The following is an 18,062-nucleotide window of genomic DNA, read 5'->3' on the forward strand; positions in this document are numbered from 1 at the left end:
GAGGAAGGCCCCAGCGGAGCAAGCTCCGCTCTACAGGTGGGTCAGTGCCGGGCGCCTGGGCCCCAGTAGCCTAGGTCCTTGCGGATCTGCAGGGCGCGCAGGCGTGCGGCGAAGGGCTTGGGCCTGAGCACGCCCAGCTCGCCGGCGATGAAGTCCTCGGTCGCGGCGATCACCCGCTCGGCGCTGAAGCCATCGCGATCGGGATGGATTGAATCGGCATAGCGCACGATCGCCTCCATCAGCGCCGGCGCTGGATGCAGCGCGCGCTCCAGCTGCGCCGGCAGCTGCGCCGGGTCGTCGAAGTCCAGCATGTGCGGCTTGGGCGCGCGGTTGCGCAGGGTCACCACCGGTTTGTGCTGGACGACGAACTCCGAGACGATCGAGGAGGTATCCGACACCAGCACATCGGCCGCGCGCTGGGCGGCCATCACCTGCTCGGGCTCGACGAAGGCGGCGTTGGCCCCGGCCAGCGCGCGGTAGCGATCGAACAGCGCCGGCGGACACTTGGGATGCAGGGTCAGCAGCCAGTAGCGCTGGCCACGCGCGATGTCGGCGGCGATCTGGTCGACCAGCACCGGCGCGGCACTCAGGCGTTCGGTGAAGGTCGAACCGAAGAGGATCACCGGCCGCTCGCCCGCCGGCGCGCGCAGCGCGGCGCTGGCGCCGCCATCGTCGCGGAACAGCGGATCGAGCTTGGGCCAGCCGGTCTGGGCCACGGCGAAGTGGCCCTCGCGCTCGGCCAGCGCGCGGAACGGCGCGGTGGTGGCCGGCCCCTGCGTGCAGTACAGGTCGAACAGCCCGCGCACGCGGAAGTGCCCGCGCCCATCGGCCCGCTTCTCCACGTTGAAGCCATGAAACAGCTGCACCTTGGCGCCGGCCACGAAGGGCGGCACCCAGTTGGCCGCGCTGAACACTGCGCGCGGGCGCAGCGCCACGGCGGCCTTCAGATCGACCGGGCGCACGCACGGCGCCACCTGCGTCTCCAGCCCACGCGCGTTGCCCTCGAACCATGCGTGGACCTGTTGGCCTGAAGCGTGCAGCGCCCGGGCCAGAGGCGCCAGAATAGGCAGGGCGTACCGTTCGGTCGCAAACAGCAGGTAGTCGGCCATGAGCGTGTTATGTCCTTGACGTCGCCACACGACCCGCGGCCGCGTATTTCGGCCTGCATTATCACTTTCAACGAAGCCGATCGCATCGGCGACTGCCTGGACTCGCTGGCCTTCTGCGACGAGTGCGTGGTGGTTGACTCGCATTCGACCGACGCCACGGTCGCCATCGCCCAGGCCCGCGGCGCGCGCGTGCTGCTGCGCGACTTCGAGGGCTATCGCAGCCAGAAGGACTTCGCCGTGCGCAGCGCCGCACACGACTGGGTGCTGTGCCTGGATGCGGACGAGCGCGTGGACGCGAAGCTGCGTGCGGCGATCGAGGCCGCGCGCGAGGGCGGCTTCGCCGGCGCGGCGGGCTATCGCTTCAACCGGCTTTCCGATTACTTCGGCCGCTTCCTGCGCCACGGCAACGCCTATCCGGACCGGGTGCTGCGGCTGTTCGACCGCCGGCGCGGCGGCTGGCGCGGCCAGCGCGAGATCCACGAAGCCGCCAGCGTCGAAGGTCCGGTCCACACCCTGGCCGGCGACCTGATCCACTATCCCTACCGCTCGCTGGAGCAGCAGCTGGCCAAGACCCAGCGCTACGCGCAGATGATGGCCGAGCACGAGTTCGCCCGCGGCAAGCGCGCCTCGCTGGCCAAGCTGGTAGTGTCGCCGGCGTGGCGCTTCTGGCGCGGCTATGTGTTCCGGCTCGGCTTCCTGGATGGCTGGCGCGGCCTGGTCTACGCCTACGTGCGCGCCAACTACGTGCGGCAGAAGGCGATCATGCTGTGGCTGCTGCAGCACGGGCAGCCGTTGGGGAAGCAGAAGTGAGCGCAGAGGAGTGAGGAAGGGCAAACGCTCACTTCTCACTCCTTTCCACGCACGCCTCGCCCCTAGCCCTTCCGCGGATCCTCGCGCAGGCTGAATCCCAGCAGGATGCCGACCAGCGTCAGATAGGCGCCGCCGCTGAGCTGATGGGCCCACATCGACTGGCTCAGCCCGCACAGCACGAAGGACACCACCGTCATCAGCCCGGCCAGCGCGGCGCTGCGCGAGCGGCGCGGGAACGGCCTCACCCGCAGCTGGCGCACGAACAGCCAGGCCGGCACGCCGTAAAGCGCCAGCAGCGCGACGATGCCGGGAATGCCCATGGTCGCGCCCCATTCGGGGAAGTCGCTGTGCGCGTGGTCCAGGTCGCACCAGCTCAGGGGCTCGGGCGGCTGGCACTCGGGCGAGGCCAGCACCACGCGTTCGAAATGCCCCACGCCCACGCCGGTCCAGGGCTGGCGCTGCAGCTCGTCCACGGCCATGCCGATCAGCTCGATGCGCGCCCCGGAGGACGAATCCGCATCGCCCACCGCATAGCGCTGGATGTCGCCGCGCAGCGCCTCCACCCGCTCGCTGACGTGCGGCAGCAGCGCGGCCAGGGCCACGATCGCAAGCCCCACCAGCGCCCAGAATTCCCAACGCCGCGCCTTGCCGCCGTTGGCGCGCGAGATCAGCGCGATGACCAGCACCAGCACGGCCGCCGGCCAGGCCCCGCGCGTGCCGCTCAGCACCACCGCCACCAGGCCGGCGCAGGTGGCCGCGATGGTCAGCATCAGCCGCCCGGAGGGCCGCAGGAACACCACCAGCCCCATCAGCAGCACCGTCAGGTCGCCGAAGGTGATCGCGTTGATCCAGCCATCGGCGCGCGCCACGCCCTGCCACAGCTGCACCAGCGCCACCGCGCAGGCGCCGAACAGGCCCAGCACCGCGCCACTCCACAGCGCCGCCCGCGGCGGCGCCAGGCCGATCACCAGCAGCATGGCCAGCGGCATCACCAGCACGCGTCCACGGTTGCCGGCCTCGCTCCAGCGGTCGTGGTGGATCAGCGTCGAGGTGCTCACCACCAGGGCGACCAGCGCCACGGCCAGCAGCATCCACAGCAGCGGCCGGCCGGCATCGAAACGCGCCGCCCAGATCCGGTCCGGCGCCAGCAGCACCGCCAGCAGCGTGCACACCGCCGCCGGCAGCAGGCCGAAGGGCGTGGCGATCAGGCAGAACGGCAGCAGCACCAGGGCCAGCGTGTACAGCGCGCGCGCGGCGCGCAGCCGCGGCGAGGCGGGAAAGGGCTGGAACCGCAGCGATGTCCGCTCAGGCGCGTTCGGCATCGGGCCCATGTACGCCAGTCATCCACAACATCGCGTTACTCACCCTGGGCCTCGACCTGCGCCTTGCGCGCCGAATCGTCGAACGGAATCTCCGGCGAGGCCGGACAGCCCATGCGCGCGGCCATCGGCACTAGCCACCAGCCGCGGCGACCGGCCTGCCCCGCATGCCGGGCCACGCCGCGGTCGATGCAGGCCGGCAGGGCGATGTCCTGGACCAGCAGCCAGCGCCGCTGCGGCGCCTGCGCCTGCCAGGCCAGGCCCTCGCGCAGCTGGTCCTTCCACAGCTTGCGGAAGCCGAAGGTGGTGGTGTTGGACTGGCTCATGAGCAGGTTCTGCTCCTTCCAGGCCACCAGGCCCAGCTCGGCCTGCGGACCGATGGCCTGGGCCACCTCGCGCATCACCCCGCGCGCGGAGCTGGAATCGTTGAGCAACGGGCACACCACCATCCCGTACAGCACCCAGGTCGCGCCCAGCGTCGAGCACATCGCCACCGCCGGCCGTCGCCAGAACGCCAGCAGGCTGCCCAGGCCCCAGGTGCCGATCGCCACCAGGACCCAGGCCAGGGCGTGGGTCGCGGCCTGGTCCAGGTCGCGGTCGCGATGCAGGCCGCGCTCGAAAGAGGGCTCGCCGGTCAGCATCGCGATGCCCATCCCCAGCGTGGCCAGCACCAGCACCGCGGTGAACGCATGCAGCACCCCGCGCACGTCGCGCCGCCGCAGCAGGCCCGGCAGCAGCGGCGCCAGCGCCAGGCACAGCATCGGCAGCGCCGGCATGATGTAGACGTCGCGTTTGCCGTGCGGGATGGAGAAGAACACCATCACGATCAGCCACCACGCCAGCGGCACCAGATAGCGCGGATCGTGGCGCAGGCGCAGGCGCCGCGCCCACGGCGCGATCGCCCAGGGCAGCGCCAGGATGGTCGGCGCCCACATCAGCAGCACCTGCAGGAAGTACCACCACGGCTGCGGGTGGTCCCAGGAGCGCGCGTAGCGCTTGGCGGTCTGCCGCAGCAGGATGTCGTTGAGATAGGCGCGGTGCTCCGGATCGCCCGACAGCAGCACCGTGGTCACCATCGGCACCAGCCAGATCGACACCGCCACCAGGAAGGCCAGCGGCCCAAGCCAGAAGCGCCGGTCGCCGGCCCACACCTTGACCCCGGGCCAGCCGCGGGCCGAGACCACCGCCGCCGGCACGATGCTCAGCAGCGCCAGGAAGCCCACGCCCTTGGTGATCGTGCCCAGGCCGGCGAAGAACCAGCCCAGCACCCACATCTTCCAGTCCGGCCCCTTGAGCAGATGCCGCAGCAGGCCGTAGTTGGCCAGCGTGATCATGCCCAGCACCAGCGCGTCGATCTGCGCGCGCTTGGCCTGATAGGTGAACTGGAAGGCGAACAGCAGCGCCCAGCCCGCGTACAGCCCGACCTTGCGCGTCCACAGCCGCTGGCCCAGGTCCTTGACGCACCAGATCGCGCCCAGCGTGGCCAGCAGCGAGGGCATCAGGAAGGCCACGCGCCAGTTGCCGGTGAGCAGGAAGAACAGCCCCTCCAGCCACATCAGCATCGGCGGCTTGTCCGAGTACAGCTCCACGCCGCGATGCGGGAACAGCCACTCGCCGCTCTCCACCATGTGCTTGGCGACCAGCGTGAAGCGCGGCTCGTCGGCCGGCCACGGATCGCGCAGGCCGATGCCCGCACCGATGACCAGCAAGGCGGTGATGAACAGCAACCAGGTATCGAGCGAGCGGGTCTTGGCGTAAGTCATGGGACGCATGGCGCGGGATGATAGCGAGGCGATGTCGGAACGCCGTGGTGAGGCGAAGCGCGCCGTCGGCTCAGGCGGCGGCCTTGCGCAGACGGGCATAGAAGAAGCCATCCATGCCGTCCTCGCCCGTCAGGCGCTGGCGCCCGCCGCCGCTGGGGTGGCCGAAGGCTTCACCCGGATCGTCCAGCTGCGCGGCGTCGTGACGCGCTAGGAAGGCCTCGATCTGCTCGGCGTTCTCCGCGGCCAGCAGCGAGCAGGTCGCATACACCAGCGTGCCGCCCGGCGCGAGCACCGCCCAGGCCGCGTCCAGCAGGCGCGCCTGCAGCGCGGTCAGCGCGGCGAGGTCCTCGGGCCGGCGATGCAGCAGCACGTCGGGCTGGCGGCGCACGATGCCGGTGGCCGAGCACGGCGCGTCCAGCAGCACGGCATCGAACGGCACCCCGTCCCACCAGCCGCTCGGATCGCTGGCGTCGGCCGCCTTGAGCGTGGCCGTCGCGCCGACCCGCTGCAGGGTCTGTTCGACCCGGCGCAGGCGGCGCGCATCCACATCGAGCGCCGTCAGCCGCAGGCCAGGCTGGCGTTCGAGCAGATGCGCGGACTTGCCGCCGGGCGCGGCGCAGGCGTCCAGCACCCGCGCCTGGTCGGCCAGGGCGAACAGATCGGCGACCTGCTGGGCCGAGCCGTCCTGGACCGACACCACGCCAGAGTCGAAGCCCGGCAGGCCGCCGACGGCGGTCGATTCGGCCAGCCGCAGGCCGTCGGGCAAGGCGGCGACGGTCTCGGCCTGGATTCCGGCCTCGGCCAGCTGCGTGCGATAGGCGTCGCGGCCGCTCATGCGCCGGTTGACCCGCAGCCACAGCGGCGCGGCCTGCGCGCTGGCGGCGAAGAGCGCATCGGCCTGCGCCGGCCAATCGGCGCGGATGCGCTGCTGCAGCCACTGCGGCCAGGCCGCAGACGCATCGGCGGCCGGCACGCCTTCGCGCTGGGCGCGGCGCAGCAGCGCGTTGACCATGCCGGCCTGGTGCGGCCGGCCCAGCGTGCGCGCCGCCTCGACCGTGGCCGACAGCGCCGCGTGCGCCGGCAGCTGCAGCGCGTCGAGCTGGGCCAGGCCGGCCAGCAGCAGCGCGCGCAGTTCGTTGTCCCTGGCCTGCAGCGGGCGGGGCATCCAGCCGCTCAGCGCCGCGTTGTAGGCCGTGCGCCGGCGCAGCGCGGCGAAGCAGATCGCCTCGAGCAGCGCGCGATCGCGCGGATCGGCCAGCTGCGGCAGCGCGGTGGCCAGCTCGGCCTTGAGCGAGCGGCCGCGATGCAGCACCGCGTCCAGCACGCGGGCGGCCGTGACCCGCACCACCACGCCGGCCTGGCTGCTCATGCGCCGGACAGATCGCGGCGCGCGTTGAGGTAGTCGGCGGCGGTGATCGCCTTGCCGCCCTCGCGCTGGACCGCGCGCAGGCGCAGCGCACCCTGACCACAGGCGATGTCCAGCCCCTGGCGGGTGGCGGCCAGCAGCGTGCCGGGCGCGGCGTTGTGGGCCAGGTCGATGGCGATGGCGCCGTGGATGCGCAGGCGTTCGCCGGCCACCTGGCCTTCCGCGATCGGCCAGGGCACGAAGGCGCGCACCTTGCGCGCCAGCACCTGCGCCGGCTGGGTCCAGTCCAGCCGCGCCTCGGCCTTGTCCAGCTTGTGCGCGTAGGTCACCCCCTGCGCGGGCTGCGGCCGCGGCACCGGACGCATGTCGGCGCGCAGCAGGCCCAGGCCGTCGGCCAGCACCTGCCCGCCCAGCTCGGCCAGGCGGTCGTGCAGCTGGCCGCCGGTGTCGGTCTCGGAGATCGGCGTGGACAGCGAAAGCAGCACCGGCCCGGTGTCCAGGCCGGCCTCCATCTGCATCAGGCACACGCCGCTCTCGGTGTCGCCGGCCTCGATGGCGCGCTGGATCGGCGCGGCGCCGCGCCAGCGCGGCAGCAGCGAGGCGTGCACGTTCCAGCAACCGTAGCGCGGGATCTCCAGCACCGCCTTGGGCAGGATCAGGCCGTAGGCGACCACCACCATCACATCCGGCGCCATCAGCCGCAGCGCGGCCTGGGTCTCGGGGTTGCGCAGCGTCTCGGGCTGCAGCACCGGGATGCCGCGCTTGATCGCCTCGAGCTTGACCGGCGAGGCGGTCAGCCCGCGCCCGCGCCCGGCGGGACGGTCGGGCTGGGTGTAGACGGCGACCACTTCGTTGTGGCGCACGGCCGCGCGCAGCGACGGCACGGCGAAATCCGGCGTGCCGGCAAAGACGATCTTCATGCGGAGAGGCGCAACTCTGGGTTCGGAGCGAAAGACGGGGGACACGCGCGTGGCTGATGCGTCGGCAGGGCCGACCGGCCGGGTCCCAGGTCCGAAGACCCGCGCCCCGGCGTCAACTCATGCCGCATTCCGTCGCGCCTTGGCCAGCTTCTTCTTGACCATCTCGCGCTTGAGCGGGGACAGGTAATCGACGAACAGCTTGCCGTCCAGGTGGTCCATCTCGTGCTGGATGCACACCGCCAGCAGGCCGTCCACGCGCAGCTGCTGCGCCGCGCCGGTGCGGTCGATGAACTTCACCGTGATCGCATCGGCGCGGGTCACGTCGGCGAAGATGCCGGGCACCGACAGGCAGCCCTCCTGGTAGACCTGCTCGCCGGCCTTGTCCAGGATCTCCGGGTTGATGAACACCTGCGGGGCGTTCTTCTCCTCGCTCACATCGATGACCATGAAGCGCTGGTGCACGTCCACCTGACTGGCGGCCAGGCCGATGCCCGGCGCCTCGTACATGGTCTCGAACATGTCGTCGAGCAGGGTCTGGAACGCCGGTTCGGCGATCTGCTCCGCGCGCACGGGCACCGCCTTGGTGCGCAGGCGCGGATCGGGGAATTCGAGGATGGGCAACTGGGCCATGGCGAGCACCTGGTGGGGAGGCCGGGATGCGGTCCGGCGACGGACCACACATTGTAGGGCTTGTCCTCCGGCACCGGGTAGGCCGCGTCGGGCCCACAGGGCAGTCGAGCGCAGCGCATGACGCGGGATAGACCGTTGCGCATTTCACAGCGCGCCTCTCGACCGTGGCCGTCCTGCCGACTCAACCCGAAGGGCCACCCCTGGGCAGGCCTGTGACGGCGCCATTGCTCGGTCGTGGACCCAAGTCCACTTCCGCGCGCTTCCTTGTCCCAGGGCGCCCGAGGGCGGCGCGACCCACCCGCCGCCGGGGGACAAGCCCCCGCGCAGCGGACCCCCACCATCGCTTGCGTCGGCGGGCTTTTTCTGGACTATAGTGGCGACCACCTGTAGGGGAATCAGGTACATACCGCCATGTTCAAACAATGCCGCACAGCTGTGGCTGTCGCGTTCCTGACCCTTGCCGCCTTCGCCACGGCCCAAGAATTCGCCGGCAACCACCCCGACACCTACGTGGTGCGCAAGGGCGACACGCTGTGGGATATCTCGGCGCGCTTCCTCAAGAAGCCCTGGCTGTGGCCGGAGATCTGGCAGGCCAACCCGCAGATCGCCAACCCGCACCTGATCTACCCCGGCGATGTGATCAGCCTGGCCTATCTGGACCGCGTGGCCCAGGCCCAGGTCAAGCCCGGGCCGCGCCAGGACGCGCCGATCACCGGCGTGCCGCTGTCGGACATCGAGCCCTTCCTGCGCCACCTGCGCGTGGTCGACAGCATCGACGATCTGCCCTACATCGCCGGCCTGCAGGACGACCGCCTGCGCGCCTTCGGCGGCCAGGACGTCTACGCCGTCGACCTGGAGGCCCCGCAGGTCGGCCAGCGCTACGCTGTGGTGCGGCCGACCAAGTACTACGACGAGCCCAAGCCCAGCACCGACCTGGACTACCGCGGTGAGCGCACGCTCGGCGAGGGCAACCTGTGGAAGGAGTTCCAGGCCCCGAACGACAACGACGACTTCCTCGGCTACGAGCTGGAGCAGATGGCCATTGGCACCGTCACCGCGGTCGATCCGGAGGGCAACGCCACCACGCTGCACCTGGAAGGCAATGGTCGCGAGGTCCGCGCCGGCGATCGCCTGATCCCGGTCGAGGCCCAGCCCTTCGACCTGCAGTTCTTCCCGCATCCGCCGCGCACCCCGCTGGTGGACGGCAAGGTGCGCATCATGTCGATCTCCGACACGCTGTCCTACGGCGGCGCGCACGACGTGGTCGCCCTGTCCGGCGGCAGTCGCGAAGGCCTGGACAACGGCACGGTGCTGTCGGTGTGGCGCCCCGGCAGCTACAAGCTCGACCCGTTCAAGGGCCCGACCTCGCGCATCGCCGAGACCAAGAAGCCCGGCCAGGGCCGCAACAAGCTGCCCGACCAGTACACCGCGCACGTGATGATCTTCAAGACCTACGAGAAGGTCAGCTACGGCCTGATCATGGAAGGCTCGGCGCCCTCGCGCGTGGGCTACTTCCTGCGCGACCCGGACGCCGGCATGCCGAACACGGCCACCGCCAGCGTCGACTAGTCCGACTTTTCCTACGCAGCATCACGACGGCGCCCGAGGGCGCCGTTGTCGTTTCCTGGGCCACGCTGGCGGCCATGGACGATGAAGACACCCGCGCCTGGCTGGCCCTGGTGCTCGCAGGCGGCGCAACCGCGCCACGCCGGCAGCTGGTCGAGACCCATGGCAGCGCCGCCGCCGCGCTGGCCGCCGGGCCCGCGGCCTGGCGCCAGGCCGGGCTGGAGGCCAAGCGCTGCGCGCGCCTGGCCGCCCCCTGTGCCGCGGCCCTGGCACGCTGCCTGGCCTGGCTGGCCGGGCCGCGGCGGCGCCTGCTCCATTGGGGGCATGCCGACTACCCACCGCTGCTGGCGCAGACGGCCTCGCCGCCGCTGGCGCTGTTCGTCGAGGGCGATGCGGACCTGCTCTGGCACCCCGGCGTGGCGGTGGTCGGCAGCCGCGCGCCCACCGCCGGAGGCCGCGACAACGCCGCCGACTTCGCCCATGCGCTGGCCTCGGCCGGCTGGGCGGTGCTCAGCGGCATGGCCGCCGGCATCGACGCCGCCGCGCACGAGGCCGCGCTGGCGCTGGCCGATGGGCGCACGGTGGCGGTGGTCGGCACCGGGCCGGATCTGGCCTATCCGGCCGGCCACGCCCGCCTGCGCGCGCGCCTGGCCGAGCGCGGCGCGGTGGTCAGCGAGTTCCCGCCCGGCACGCGGGCGCGGGCGCCGCACTTCCCCAGCCGCAACCGGGTCCTGGCCGGGCTGGCGCTGGGCACCGTGGTGATCGAGGCGGCCGAACGTTCAGGCGCGCTGATCACCGCCCGCCTGGCGGCCGAGGCCGGACGCGAGGTCTTCGCCCTGCCCGGCTCGATCCACAACCCGATGGCGCGCGGCTGCCATCGCCTGATCCGCGACGGGGCGACCCTGATCGAGCACCCCCGGGAAATCCTCGAAGGCCTGGCCCAGGCCGCCGGAGACCTGGCCAGAGGCCTTGCGGCACCCGCCGGCCGCCCCCATCCAGGGGGCGATCCCGCCAGGACGCACCCGGACCCCGACTACCAGCGCTTGTGGGAAGCGCTTGGCCACGACCCAACCGGTATGGATCAACTCGTCGCGCGGACCCGATTGACGACCGCTGAAGTGTCCTCCATGCTGCTGGTCATGGAACTGGATGGGCAGGTGGCGGTCCAACATGGCCGTTACGCACGCAGATCGTAGTTTTCCCACCTCCACAGTGCTTTTGAGCACAGGCCGAGGGCAATGAAAGAGAGCATCCTGGACGTCCTGCTATACCTGTTCGAACATTACTTCACCGAAGACGCCGATCCGGTCCGCGACCGCGACTCCCTCCAGAACGGCCTGATCCAGGCCGGTTTCAGCCCCACCGAAATCAATAAAGCCTTCGACTGGCTCGATGCGCTGGCCGAGCAGCGGCCCAGTGCCGGCGAGCCGCGCGTGGACGGCCCGATCCGCATCTTCCACGGCCTTGAGCTGGAGAAGCTGGACGTGGAAGGCCGCGGCTTCCTGATGTTCCTCGAGCAGCACGGCATCCTGGACGCCGACCAGCGCGAGCTGGTGCTGGACCGCGCCATGGCGCTGGACCAGGACGAACTGGATCTGGACGACCTCAAGTGGGTCGTGCTGATGGTGCTGTTCAACCAGCCGGGGTCGGAAGCGGCCTACGCCTGGATGGAGACCCAGATGTTCGCCGACGAGCCGGAGCCGGTGCACTGACCGATCAACCGGCCTGCGCCCAGGCGCAGGCCGCGCAGGGACGCGGGGAGAATCGATGAGTCAGTGGTATTACCGGCACGAGGCCCGGACCGAGGGTCCGGTGCCGACCGAGGACATCCTGCGTCTGCTGCGCGACGGGACGCTCGGCCAGCAATCGCTGCTATGGCGCGAAGGTCTGGCCCAATGGCAGCCGCTGTCGACCCTGCGCCCCGAGTTGGGCCTGGGTCCTGCGCTTCCGCCCGCCCCTCCGCCGCTGGCGGCCGCATCCTCAGCCCAGCGCATGCCCGCCCGGCGCGGCCTGTCCGGCTGCGCGATCGCCGCGATCGTCGCGCTGGCCTGCGCGGTGCCGGTGACGGCCATCCTGGCGGCCATCACGATTCCCGCCTACCAGGACTACGTCACCCGATCGGTGATCGCCCAGGCCCTGAGCGAGGCGGCACCGGTGCAGGCGCAGGTCCAGCAGGCCATCGCCCAGGCGCCGTCGGGGACCTGTCCGGCCAATGACCAGCCGCCTTTCCGCGCACCTGGCGATTACGCAGGGCGCGCGGTCTCGGCGATCACGATCGGCAAGTTCCCCGCCAGCGGCGCCTGCGGGCTGGAGATCGTCCTGCGCAGGCCCGGACAGGCGCGCCTGGACGGGAAGCGGATCTGGCTGGAAGCCGATGGCGCCGGCGGCTGGCGCTGCCGCTCGGAACTGCCGGGTCGTCAGCTGCCGGCCCATTGCCGCGCCGGTGGGCGCTAGCGCCCGTTCCCGGCCGGGCCTGGGTTCGCCCACCCGCCTGGGTTAACGTGGCGCCCGGGGAATTGGAAGCAACACGGGGATCGCATGTCGAACTGGTACTACGCAGACCGTGACCGCCAGCGTCACGGCCCGATGGACGCGGCCGCGCTGGCCCAGGCCTTCAACGCCGGCCGCATCGGCCAGGACGCGCTGGTCTGGCGCGAAGGGCTGCCCGACTGGCAGCCGCTGGGCCGGCACGCGGCCGAGCTGGGCCTGCTGGGCGACGCGCCGGTCGCGCCGCCGCCGGCGGAGCCGGCGCCATTCGCCGCCGAACCCACCCCGCCCGCCGCCGCCGACTGGCGCTCGGCCGTACCAGGGGCCACGGTCGAGCCGGCCTCGCCCTACGCCGCCCCGCGCGCCACAATCGCCCGCGAGCAGGACGTGGTCGACGGCGGCGAGATCGTCTATGCCGGCTTCCTCAAACGCTTCGCCGCCTCGATGCTGGACGGCCTGATCGTCGGCGCGGTGATGTTCGCGGTGCTGATGATCGTGGTGGTGGTCATGGGCGTCGGAGGCAACCTGTTCTCCGACATGCAGGCCGGGCGCGCGCCGATGCTGGGCGTGACCTTCGTCCTGCTGTTCTACCTGGTGCCCTTCCTCGTGCAGGCGGCCTATTTCACCCTGATGCACGCCTCCGGCAGCCAGGCCACGCTGGGCAAGCTGGCGGTGGGCATCAAGGTGGTGCGCTCCAACGGCGAGCGGATCTCGGTGTTGCGCAGCTTCGGCCGGTTCGCCGGGCTGGTGCCGCTGGGCTTCGTGACCTGCTATGTGAGCATGCTCGCCTCGGCCATCATGGCCGGCATCACCGCGCGCAAGCAGGGCCTGCACGACATGATGAGCGACACCCTGGTGGTGGACCGCTGGGCCTTCACCGCCCACCCCGAACGCCAGCGTCGCGAGCTGGGCGCGGTGACCATCACCATGCTGGTCCTGGCCGGTCTGGTGCTGCTCGGCTACGTGGCCATTGTGGTGTTCGCGGGCATCGGTGCGGCCATGAGCCACCGGTGAGCCGCGACCGGGCCGGCTTGACAGCCGGACCATGGCCGTGATTCCACTATAAAAAGCCACAAGCTGAACGCCCGGGGCCGAAAGGACCGGGCGTCGCCTTCTGTCCTCCCCCGATCTGCCCCACACTCGCCGCCCCGCACGGCCCGCATCGAACCTCCCCAGCCAATGCCCAAGCACCTGCTCATCGTCGAGTCGCCCGCCAAGGCCAAGACGATCAACAAATACCTCGGCAAGGACTTCACCGTCCTGGCCAGCTACGGGCATGTGCGCGACCTGGTGCCCAAGGAGGGCGCGGTCGATCCGGACAACGGCTTCGCCATGCGCTACGAGACGATCGAAAAGAACGAGAAGCACGTCGACGCGATCGCCAAGGCGGCCAAGACGGCCGACGACATCTATCTGGCGACCGACCCGGACCGCGAGGGCGAGGCGATCAGCTGGCACATCGCCGAGATCCTGAAGGAACGCAACCTGGTCCAGGACAAGCCCATGCACCGGGTGGTGTTCACCGAGATCACGCCGCGCGCGATCAAGGAGGCCATGACCAAGCCGCGCAGCATCGCCGCCGACCTGGTCGATGCGCAGCAGGCGCGCCGCGCGCTGGACTACCTGGTGGGCTTCAACCTCTCGCCGGTGCTGTGGCGCAAGGTGCAGCGCGGCCTGTCGGCCGGCCGCGTGCAGAGCCCGGCGCTGCGCATGATCGTCGAGCGCGAGGAGGAGATCGAAGCCTTCGTCGCCCGCGAGTACTGGTCCATCGCCGCCGAGTGCGCGCATCCCAGCCAGCATTTCAGCGCCAAGCTGGTGAAGCTGGACGGGCAGAAGTTCGAACAGTTCACCGTCACCGACGGCGACACGGCCGAGGCCGCGCGCCTGCGCATCCAGCAGGCCGCGCAGGGCTCGCTGCATGTCACCGACGTGGCCAGCAAGGAGCGCAAGCGTCGCCCCGCCCCGCCGTTCACCACCTCGACCCTGCAGCAGGAGGCCTCGCGCAAGCTGGGCTTCACCACGCGCAAGACCATGCAGGTGGCGCAGAAGCTGTACGAGGGCGTGGCCATCGGCGAGGAAGGCACGGTCGGCCTGATCTCCTACATGCGTACCGACTCGGTGAACCTCTCGCAGGACGCGCTGGACGAGATCCGCGACGTCATCGCCCGCGACTACGGCACCGCCTCGCTGCCGGACAAGCCCAACACCTACCAGACCAAGTCCAAGAACGCCCAGGAAGCGCACGAAGCCGTGCGCCCGACCTCGGCCCTGCGCACGCCCGCGCAGGTCTCCCGCTACCTGTCCGACGACGAGCGCCGCCTGTACGAGCTGATCTGGAAGCGCGCGGTGGCCTGCCAGATGATCCCGGCCACGCTCAACACGGTCAGCGTCGAGCTGGCCGCCGGCAGCCAGCACGCCTTCCGCGCCAGCGGCACCACCGTGGTGGTGCCCGGCTTTCTGGCCGTGTACGAGGAAGGCAAGGACACCAAGAGCGCCGAGGACGAGGACGAAGGCCGCAAGCTGCCGGCGATGAAGCCGGGCGACACGGTGCCGCTGGACCGCATCGACGCCGAGCAGCACTTCACCCAGCCGCCGCCGCGCTTCACCGAAGCGGCGCTGGTCAAGGCGCTGGAGGAATACGGCATCGGCCGTCCCTCCACCTATGCCTCGATCATCCAGACCCTGATCTTCCGCAAGTACGTGGAGATGGAAGGCCGCAGCTTCCGGCCTTCCGATGTCGGCCGCGCGGTCAGCAAGTTCCTGTCCGGGCATTTCACCCGCTACGTGGACTACGACTTCACCGCCAAGATGGAAGACGAGTTGGATGCGGTCAGCCGCGGCGAGGAGGACTGGGTGCCGCTGATGACGCGCTTCTGGGAGCCCTTCATCCAGCTGGTGGACGAGAAGAAGGAATCGGTCGACCGCGCCGAGGCCAGCGGCGCGCGCGAGCTGGGCACCGATCCCAAGACCGGCAAGCCGGTCAGCGTGCGGCTGGGCCGGTTCGGGCCGTACGCGGCCATCGGCAGCACCGCCGAGGACGCCGAGGAGAAGCCCAAGTTCGCCTCGCTGCGCCCGGGCCAGTCGATGCACACCATCACCCTGGACGAGGCGCTGGAGCTGTTCCTGATGCCGCGCGCGCTGGGCCAGGACAAGGGCGAGGACGTCAGCGTCGGCATCGGCCGCTTCGGCCCGTTCGCCCGGCGCGGCAACACCTATGCCTCGCTGAAGAAGGAAGACGACCCGTACACGATCGACCTGGCCCGCGCAGTGTTCCTGATCGAGGAGAAGGAAGAGATCGCGCGCAACCGGATCATCAAGGAGTTCGACGGCAGCGACATCCAGGTGCTCAACGGCCGCTTCGGCCCGTACATCTCCGACGGCAAGCTCAACGGCAAGATCCCCAAGGATCGCGAGCCGGCGTCGCTGACGCTGGACGAGGTGGTCAAGCTGCTGGAAGAGACCGGCAAGCCGGTGCGCAAGGGCTTCGGCGCCAAGAAGACCGCGGCCAAGGCGCCCGCCAAGAGCGCCAAGGCCACCAAGGAACCTGCGGCGAAGAAGGCCGCCAAGAAGGCGCCTGCAAAGAAAGCCGCCAAAAAGGCGGTGAAAAAGGTCGCCGCCCAGCCCGAACCGGCCGTGTCGATGCTCTCGTCCAAGGCCATGCCGGTCTCGGGCAAGAAGACCGTGATCAAGAAGAAGCCGGCCGACGACGCGGCACCGTTCTGACGCCATGCCGGTCTCGACCCTGTCCCTGGACGCCGCCGTCGCGCTGCTGCGCGAGGGCGGGGTGCTGGCCTATCCCACCGAAGGCGTGTGGGGCCTGGGCTGCGACCCGCTGTCGCAGCCGGCCGTGATGCGCCTGCTGGCGATCAAGCAACGCAGCGTCGACAAGGGCCTGATCCTGATCGCAGCCGAGCGCGACCAGCTCGCCCCGCTGCTGGACTGGGACGCGCTGCCGGCCGCGCGCCAGACCGCGGTGCTCGACAGCTGGCCCGGCGCCAACACCTGGATCGTGCCGGCCTCGCCGCAGGCGCCGCGCTGGGTCACCGGCGTGCACAGCGGCATCGCCGTGCGCGTCACCGCCCATCCGCAGGTGATCGCGCTGTGCAACGCCTTCGGCGGGCCGCTGGTGTCCACCAGCGCCAACCTGGCCGGCGAGCCGTCGGTGCGCCGGTTCGAGGATCTGGACCTGCGCCTGCTGGCGCGCGTGGACGGCGTGCTGGAAGGCCGCACCGGCGGCCTGGATCGCCCCAGCGTGATCCGCGACGCGCGCACCGGCCAGGTGCTGCGGGACTGAATCGTCAGCGCCGCGAGGCTTCCCGCCCCGCAGGCCAGCGCGCAAGATGCGCGCATGTCGCGCCCACCGCTGCCGCCGCTGTTGCTCGTGCTCGCCGCCCTAACGGCGGGTGAGGCGCGCGCGGCCGATCCGGTCACGATCTACCGCTGCGTCGGCCGCGACGGCACGGTGACGCTGAGCGACGCCAAGTGCCCGCCGGGCCAGCGCCAGGAAGTGCGCGAGATGCTGCGCCCGCAGGATCCGCCGCCGGTGCCGGCCTCGCCCGCGGCCCCGGCTTCGCCAGCCCGCCCCGCCGCCCCACCGGCACCGGCGCAGGTGGTGATCTATCGCACCCCGCCGCGGCCGATGTACCTGTGCACCAGCGACGATGGACGCACCTACACCAGCGACAATGGCGACGGAAATCCGCGCCTGGTGCCGCTGTGGTCGCTGGGTTATCCCGGCGGCGGCTGGGGCCCGCCCGGCCATCATCGACCCGGCGGACCGGTGGTGGTCGGCAACACCTGGGTGCGCGACGCCTGTCACCAGCTGCCGCAGGCCGAGGTCTGCGACCGGCTGCGCGACCGGCGCTACGAGATCCAGCGCCAGTACCACAGCGCGCTGCAGAGCGAGCGGCACGCGCTGGACAAAGAACAGCGCGGTCTCGACGCGCGCCTGGACAACGATTGCGGAGCAGGTTGATGGGAGTGAGGAACTGGGCGCGCGTCGCCCTGGCGGCGACGGCGCTGGGCCTGGCGTGGCCGCTGCTGGCGCAGACCACGATCTACCGCTGCACCGATGCGAAGGGCGAGATGACGGTGCAGAACGCGCCGTGCCCGGCCGGGACCAAGGAAGACAAGCGCCAGGTCGGCGAGGTGGCGAGCCGGCCGCTGCCATCTTCGCTGCGCAACGCGCCCGCGCCTGCGGCCGCCTCGACGGCGCCGCCCGCGCGCAGCGTCGAGGCGGCGCCGGTCGCGTTGCCTGCTCCTTCCGGGCCACCGCCCGCGCCGCTGCACCTGAGCGCCACCCCGGATCCGACCGTGACGCCGCCCGCGCCGACCGGGCCGGCGACGACGATCTACCGCTGCACCGATGCCACCGGCGCGCTGACCGTCCAGAACAGCCCCTGCCCGGCAGGCAGCAAGACCGACAAGCGCGCCGTGCAGGGCGTGGCGAGCATGCCGCTGCCAGGCAACAAGCCCGCCGCCGCAGCGCCGCCGGCGACCGCGGTGCCGGCGGCACAGGCGGGGGCGCCAACAGCGGCGCAGACCGCTCCGTTAGCTGCGCCGGCGGCGGCGCGCCAGGGCGCCGAGCGCGCGCGCGATTCGGCCATCGTTCCGGCGGCCGACGAGGCGCAGGTGCTGCAGACGATTCCCGGCATGACGCTGATCCAGGACCCGACCCTGCACAAGGACGACGCGGCCGCCGACGCGCTCGCCGGTCGCAAGACGCCGCAGGCCAACCAGGCCGCGGCCGGGCTGGTCACCGGCTCGGCGCCGCCGATCCTGTTCCAGTGCACCACCTACGACAGCGGCACCTACCTGACCGAGGAAGCCAACCCGCAGTCGCGCTGCGCGCCGCTGAACACCGTCGGTCTGGACGGCAACCCGGCCGGCGGCGCGGGCCGCGCCTGCGAGGTGATCCACGACGTCTGCGCCCGCGTGCCCGACCAGCGCCTGTGCGCGGCTTGGAACAAGCGCCTGGGCGAGGCCGAAGTGGCCTGGCGCTATGCCAAGCCCGAGAACCAGGCCGACAGGAAGGCCGACTACGACCGCGTGCAGCGCATCGTCACCGATGCGCATTGCAAGTAAGACGCGCG

Annotated in this window: 16 protein-coding genes; 10 read left to right on the plus strand and 6 right to left on the minus strand. The window is 71.3% G+C overall.

The features are described 5' to 3' along the window. Positions 1 to 41: 41 nt before the first annotated feature. Entirely contained in the window at positions 42 to 1,109 is a 1,068-nt protein-coding gene (locus tag WFQ05_RS16700) for a CDP-glycerol glycerophosphotransferase family protein (protein WP_337054610.1), read from the minus strand. A gap of 9 nt (positions 1,110 to 1,118) precedes the next feature. Here WFQ05_RS16700 and WFQ05_RS16705 point away from each other — a divergent pair, with 9 nt between their 5' ends. Beyond that, entirely contained in the window at positions 1,119 to 1,919 is an 801-nt protein-coding gene (locus WFQ05_RS16705) for a glycosyltransferase family 2 protein (protein WP_337054611.1), read from the plus strand. Positions 1,920 to 1,981: 62 nt separating this feature from the next. On the opposite strand, the gene WFQ05_RS16710 is transcribed toward WFQ05_RS16705, so the two are convergent. The 5 genes from WFQ05_RS16710 to def all read right to left on the minus strand — a co-directional run bounded on the left by WFQ05_RS16710 (position 1,982) and on the right by def (position 7,917). Further along, the gene (locus WFQ05_RS16710) at positions 1,982 to 3,241 is read right to left on the minus strand and encodes an O-antigen ligase family protein (RefSeq protein WP_337054612.1); all 1,260 of its coding nucleotides are present in this window, start codon (positions 3,239 to 3,241) and stop codon (positions 1,982 to 1,984) included. A 35-nt stretch (positions 3,242 to 3,276) separates the two neighbouring features. Next, positions 3,277 to 5,010 (minus strand): glycosyltransferase family 39 protein, encoded by a 1,734-nt coding sequence (locus WFQ05_RS16715; protein WP_337054613.1) that lies wholly within the window; start codon positions 5,008 to 5,010, stop codon positions 3,277 to 3,279. 61 nt (positions 5,011 to 5,071) lie between these two features. Continuing rightward, a complete protein-coding gene (gene rsmB, locus WFQ05_RS16720) occupies positions 5,072 to 6,370 on the minus strand; it encodes a 16S rRNA (cytosine(967)-C(5))-methyltransferase RsmB (protein ID WP_337054614.1) in 1,299 nt (432 codons plus the stop codon). Next, positions 6,367 to 7,287, minus strand: coding sequence for a methionyl-tRNA formyltransferase (gene fmt, locus WFQ05_RS16725; RefSeq protein WP_337054615.1), 921 nt, complete (start codon positions 7,285 to 7,287; stop codon positions 6,367 to 6,369). The genes rsmB and fmt overlap by 4 nt, the downstream gene beginning before the upstream one ends. Positions 7,288 to 7,404: 117 nt before the next feature. After that, positions 7,405 to 7,917 carry a peptide deformylase gene (gene def / locus WFQ05_RS16730; RefSeq protein WP_130528300.1) on the minus strand — a complete coding sequence of 171 codons (513 nt, stop codon included), beginning with the start codon at positions 7,915 to 7,917 and terminating at the stop codon, positions 7,405 to 7,407. Positions 7,918 to 8,328: 411 nt separating this feature from the next. On the opposite strand from def, the gene WFQ05_RS16735 reads away from it, so the two are divergent. The 9 genes from WFQ05_RS16735 (at position 8,329) to WFQ05_RS16775 (ending at position 18,054) form a co-directional block, all read left to right on the plus strand. Continuing rightward, positions 8,329 to 9,486 carry a LysM domain-containing protein gene (locus WFQ05_RS16735; protein ID WP_337054616.1) on the plus strand — a complete coding sequence of 386 codons (1,158 nt, stop codon included), beginning with the start codon at positions 8,329 to 8,331 and terminating at the stop codon, positions 9,484 to 9,486. Positions 9,487 to 9,560: 74 nt separating this feature from the next. Beyond that, entirely contained in the window at positions 9,561 to 10,679 is a 1,119-nt protein-coding gene (gene dprA / locus WFQ05_RS16740) for a DNA-processing protein DprA (RefSeq protein ID WP_337054617.1), read from the plus strand. Between the two features lie 42 nt (positions 10,680 to 10,721). Next, a complete protein-coding gene (locus WFQ05_RS16745; protein ID WP_130516831.1) occupies positions 10,722 to 11,195 on the plus strand; it encodes a DUF494 family protein in 474 nt (157 codons plus the stop codon). 55 nt (positions 11,196 to 11,250) lie between these two features. Further along, complete coding sequence (locus tag WFQ05_RS16750) at positions 11,251 to 11,937, plus strand: GYF domain-containing protein (RefSeq protein WP_337054618.1); 687 nt, start codon at positions 11,251 to 11,253, stop codon at positions 11,935 to 11,937. An 84-nt stretch (positions 11,938 to 12,021) separates the two neighbouring features. Next, entirely contained in the window at positions 12,022 to 12,984 is a 963-nt protein-coding gene (locus tag WFQ05_RS16755; protein WP_337054619.1) for an RDD family protein, read from the plus strand. 165 nt (positions 12,985 to 13,149) lie between these two features. After that, positions 13,150 to 15,693, plus strand: coding sequence for a DNA topoisomerase I (locus WFQ05_RS16760; protein WP_337054620.1), 2,544 nt, complete (start codon positions 13,150 to 13,152; stop codon positions 15,691 to 15,693). A 4-nt stretch (positions 15,694 to 15,697) separates the two neighbouring features. Then, on the plus strand, positions 15,698 to 16,264 hold the full coding sequence (locus WFQ05_RS16765; protein ID WP_337054621.1) for a Sua5/YciO/YrdC/YwlC family protein: 567 nt from the start codon (positions 15,698 to 15,700) through the stop codon (positions 16,262 to 16,264). A 54-nt stretch (positions 16,265 to 16,318) separates the two neighbouring features. Continuing rightward, entirely contained in the window at positions 16,319 to 16,945 is a 627-nt protein-coding gene (locus WFQ05_RS16770) for a DUF4124 domain-containing protein (protein ID WP_337054622.1), read from the plus strand. Next, on the plus strand, positions 16,945 to 18,054 hold the full coding sequence (locus WFQ05_RS16775; RefSeq protein WP_337054623.1) for a DUF4124 domain-containing protein: 1,110 nt from the start codon (positions 16,945 to 16,947) through the stop codon (positions 18,052 to 18,054). Before WFQ05_RS16770 ends, WFQ05_RS16775 begins: the two co-directional genes overlap by 1 nt. Positions 18,055 to 18,062 lie beyond the last annotated feature (8 nt).

The organism is Pseudoxanthomonas sp. USHLN014, assembly GCF_037153335.1.
Lineage (GTDB): Bacteria > Pseudomonadota > Gammaproteobacteria > Xanthomonadales > Xanthomonadaceae > Pseudoxanthomonas_A > Pseudoxanthomonas_A winnipegensis.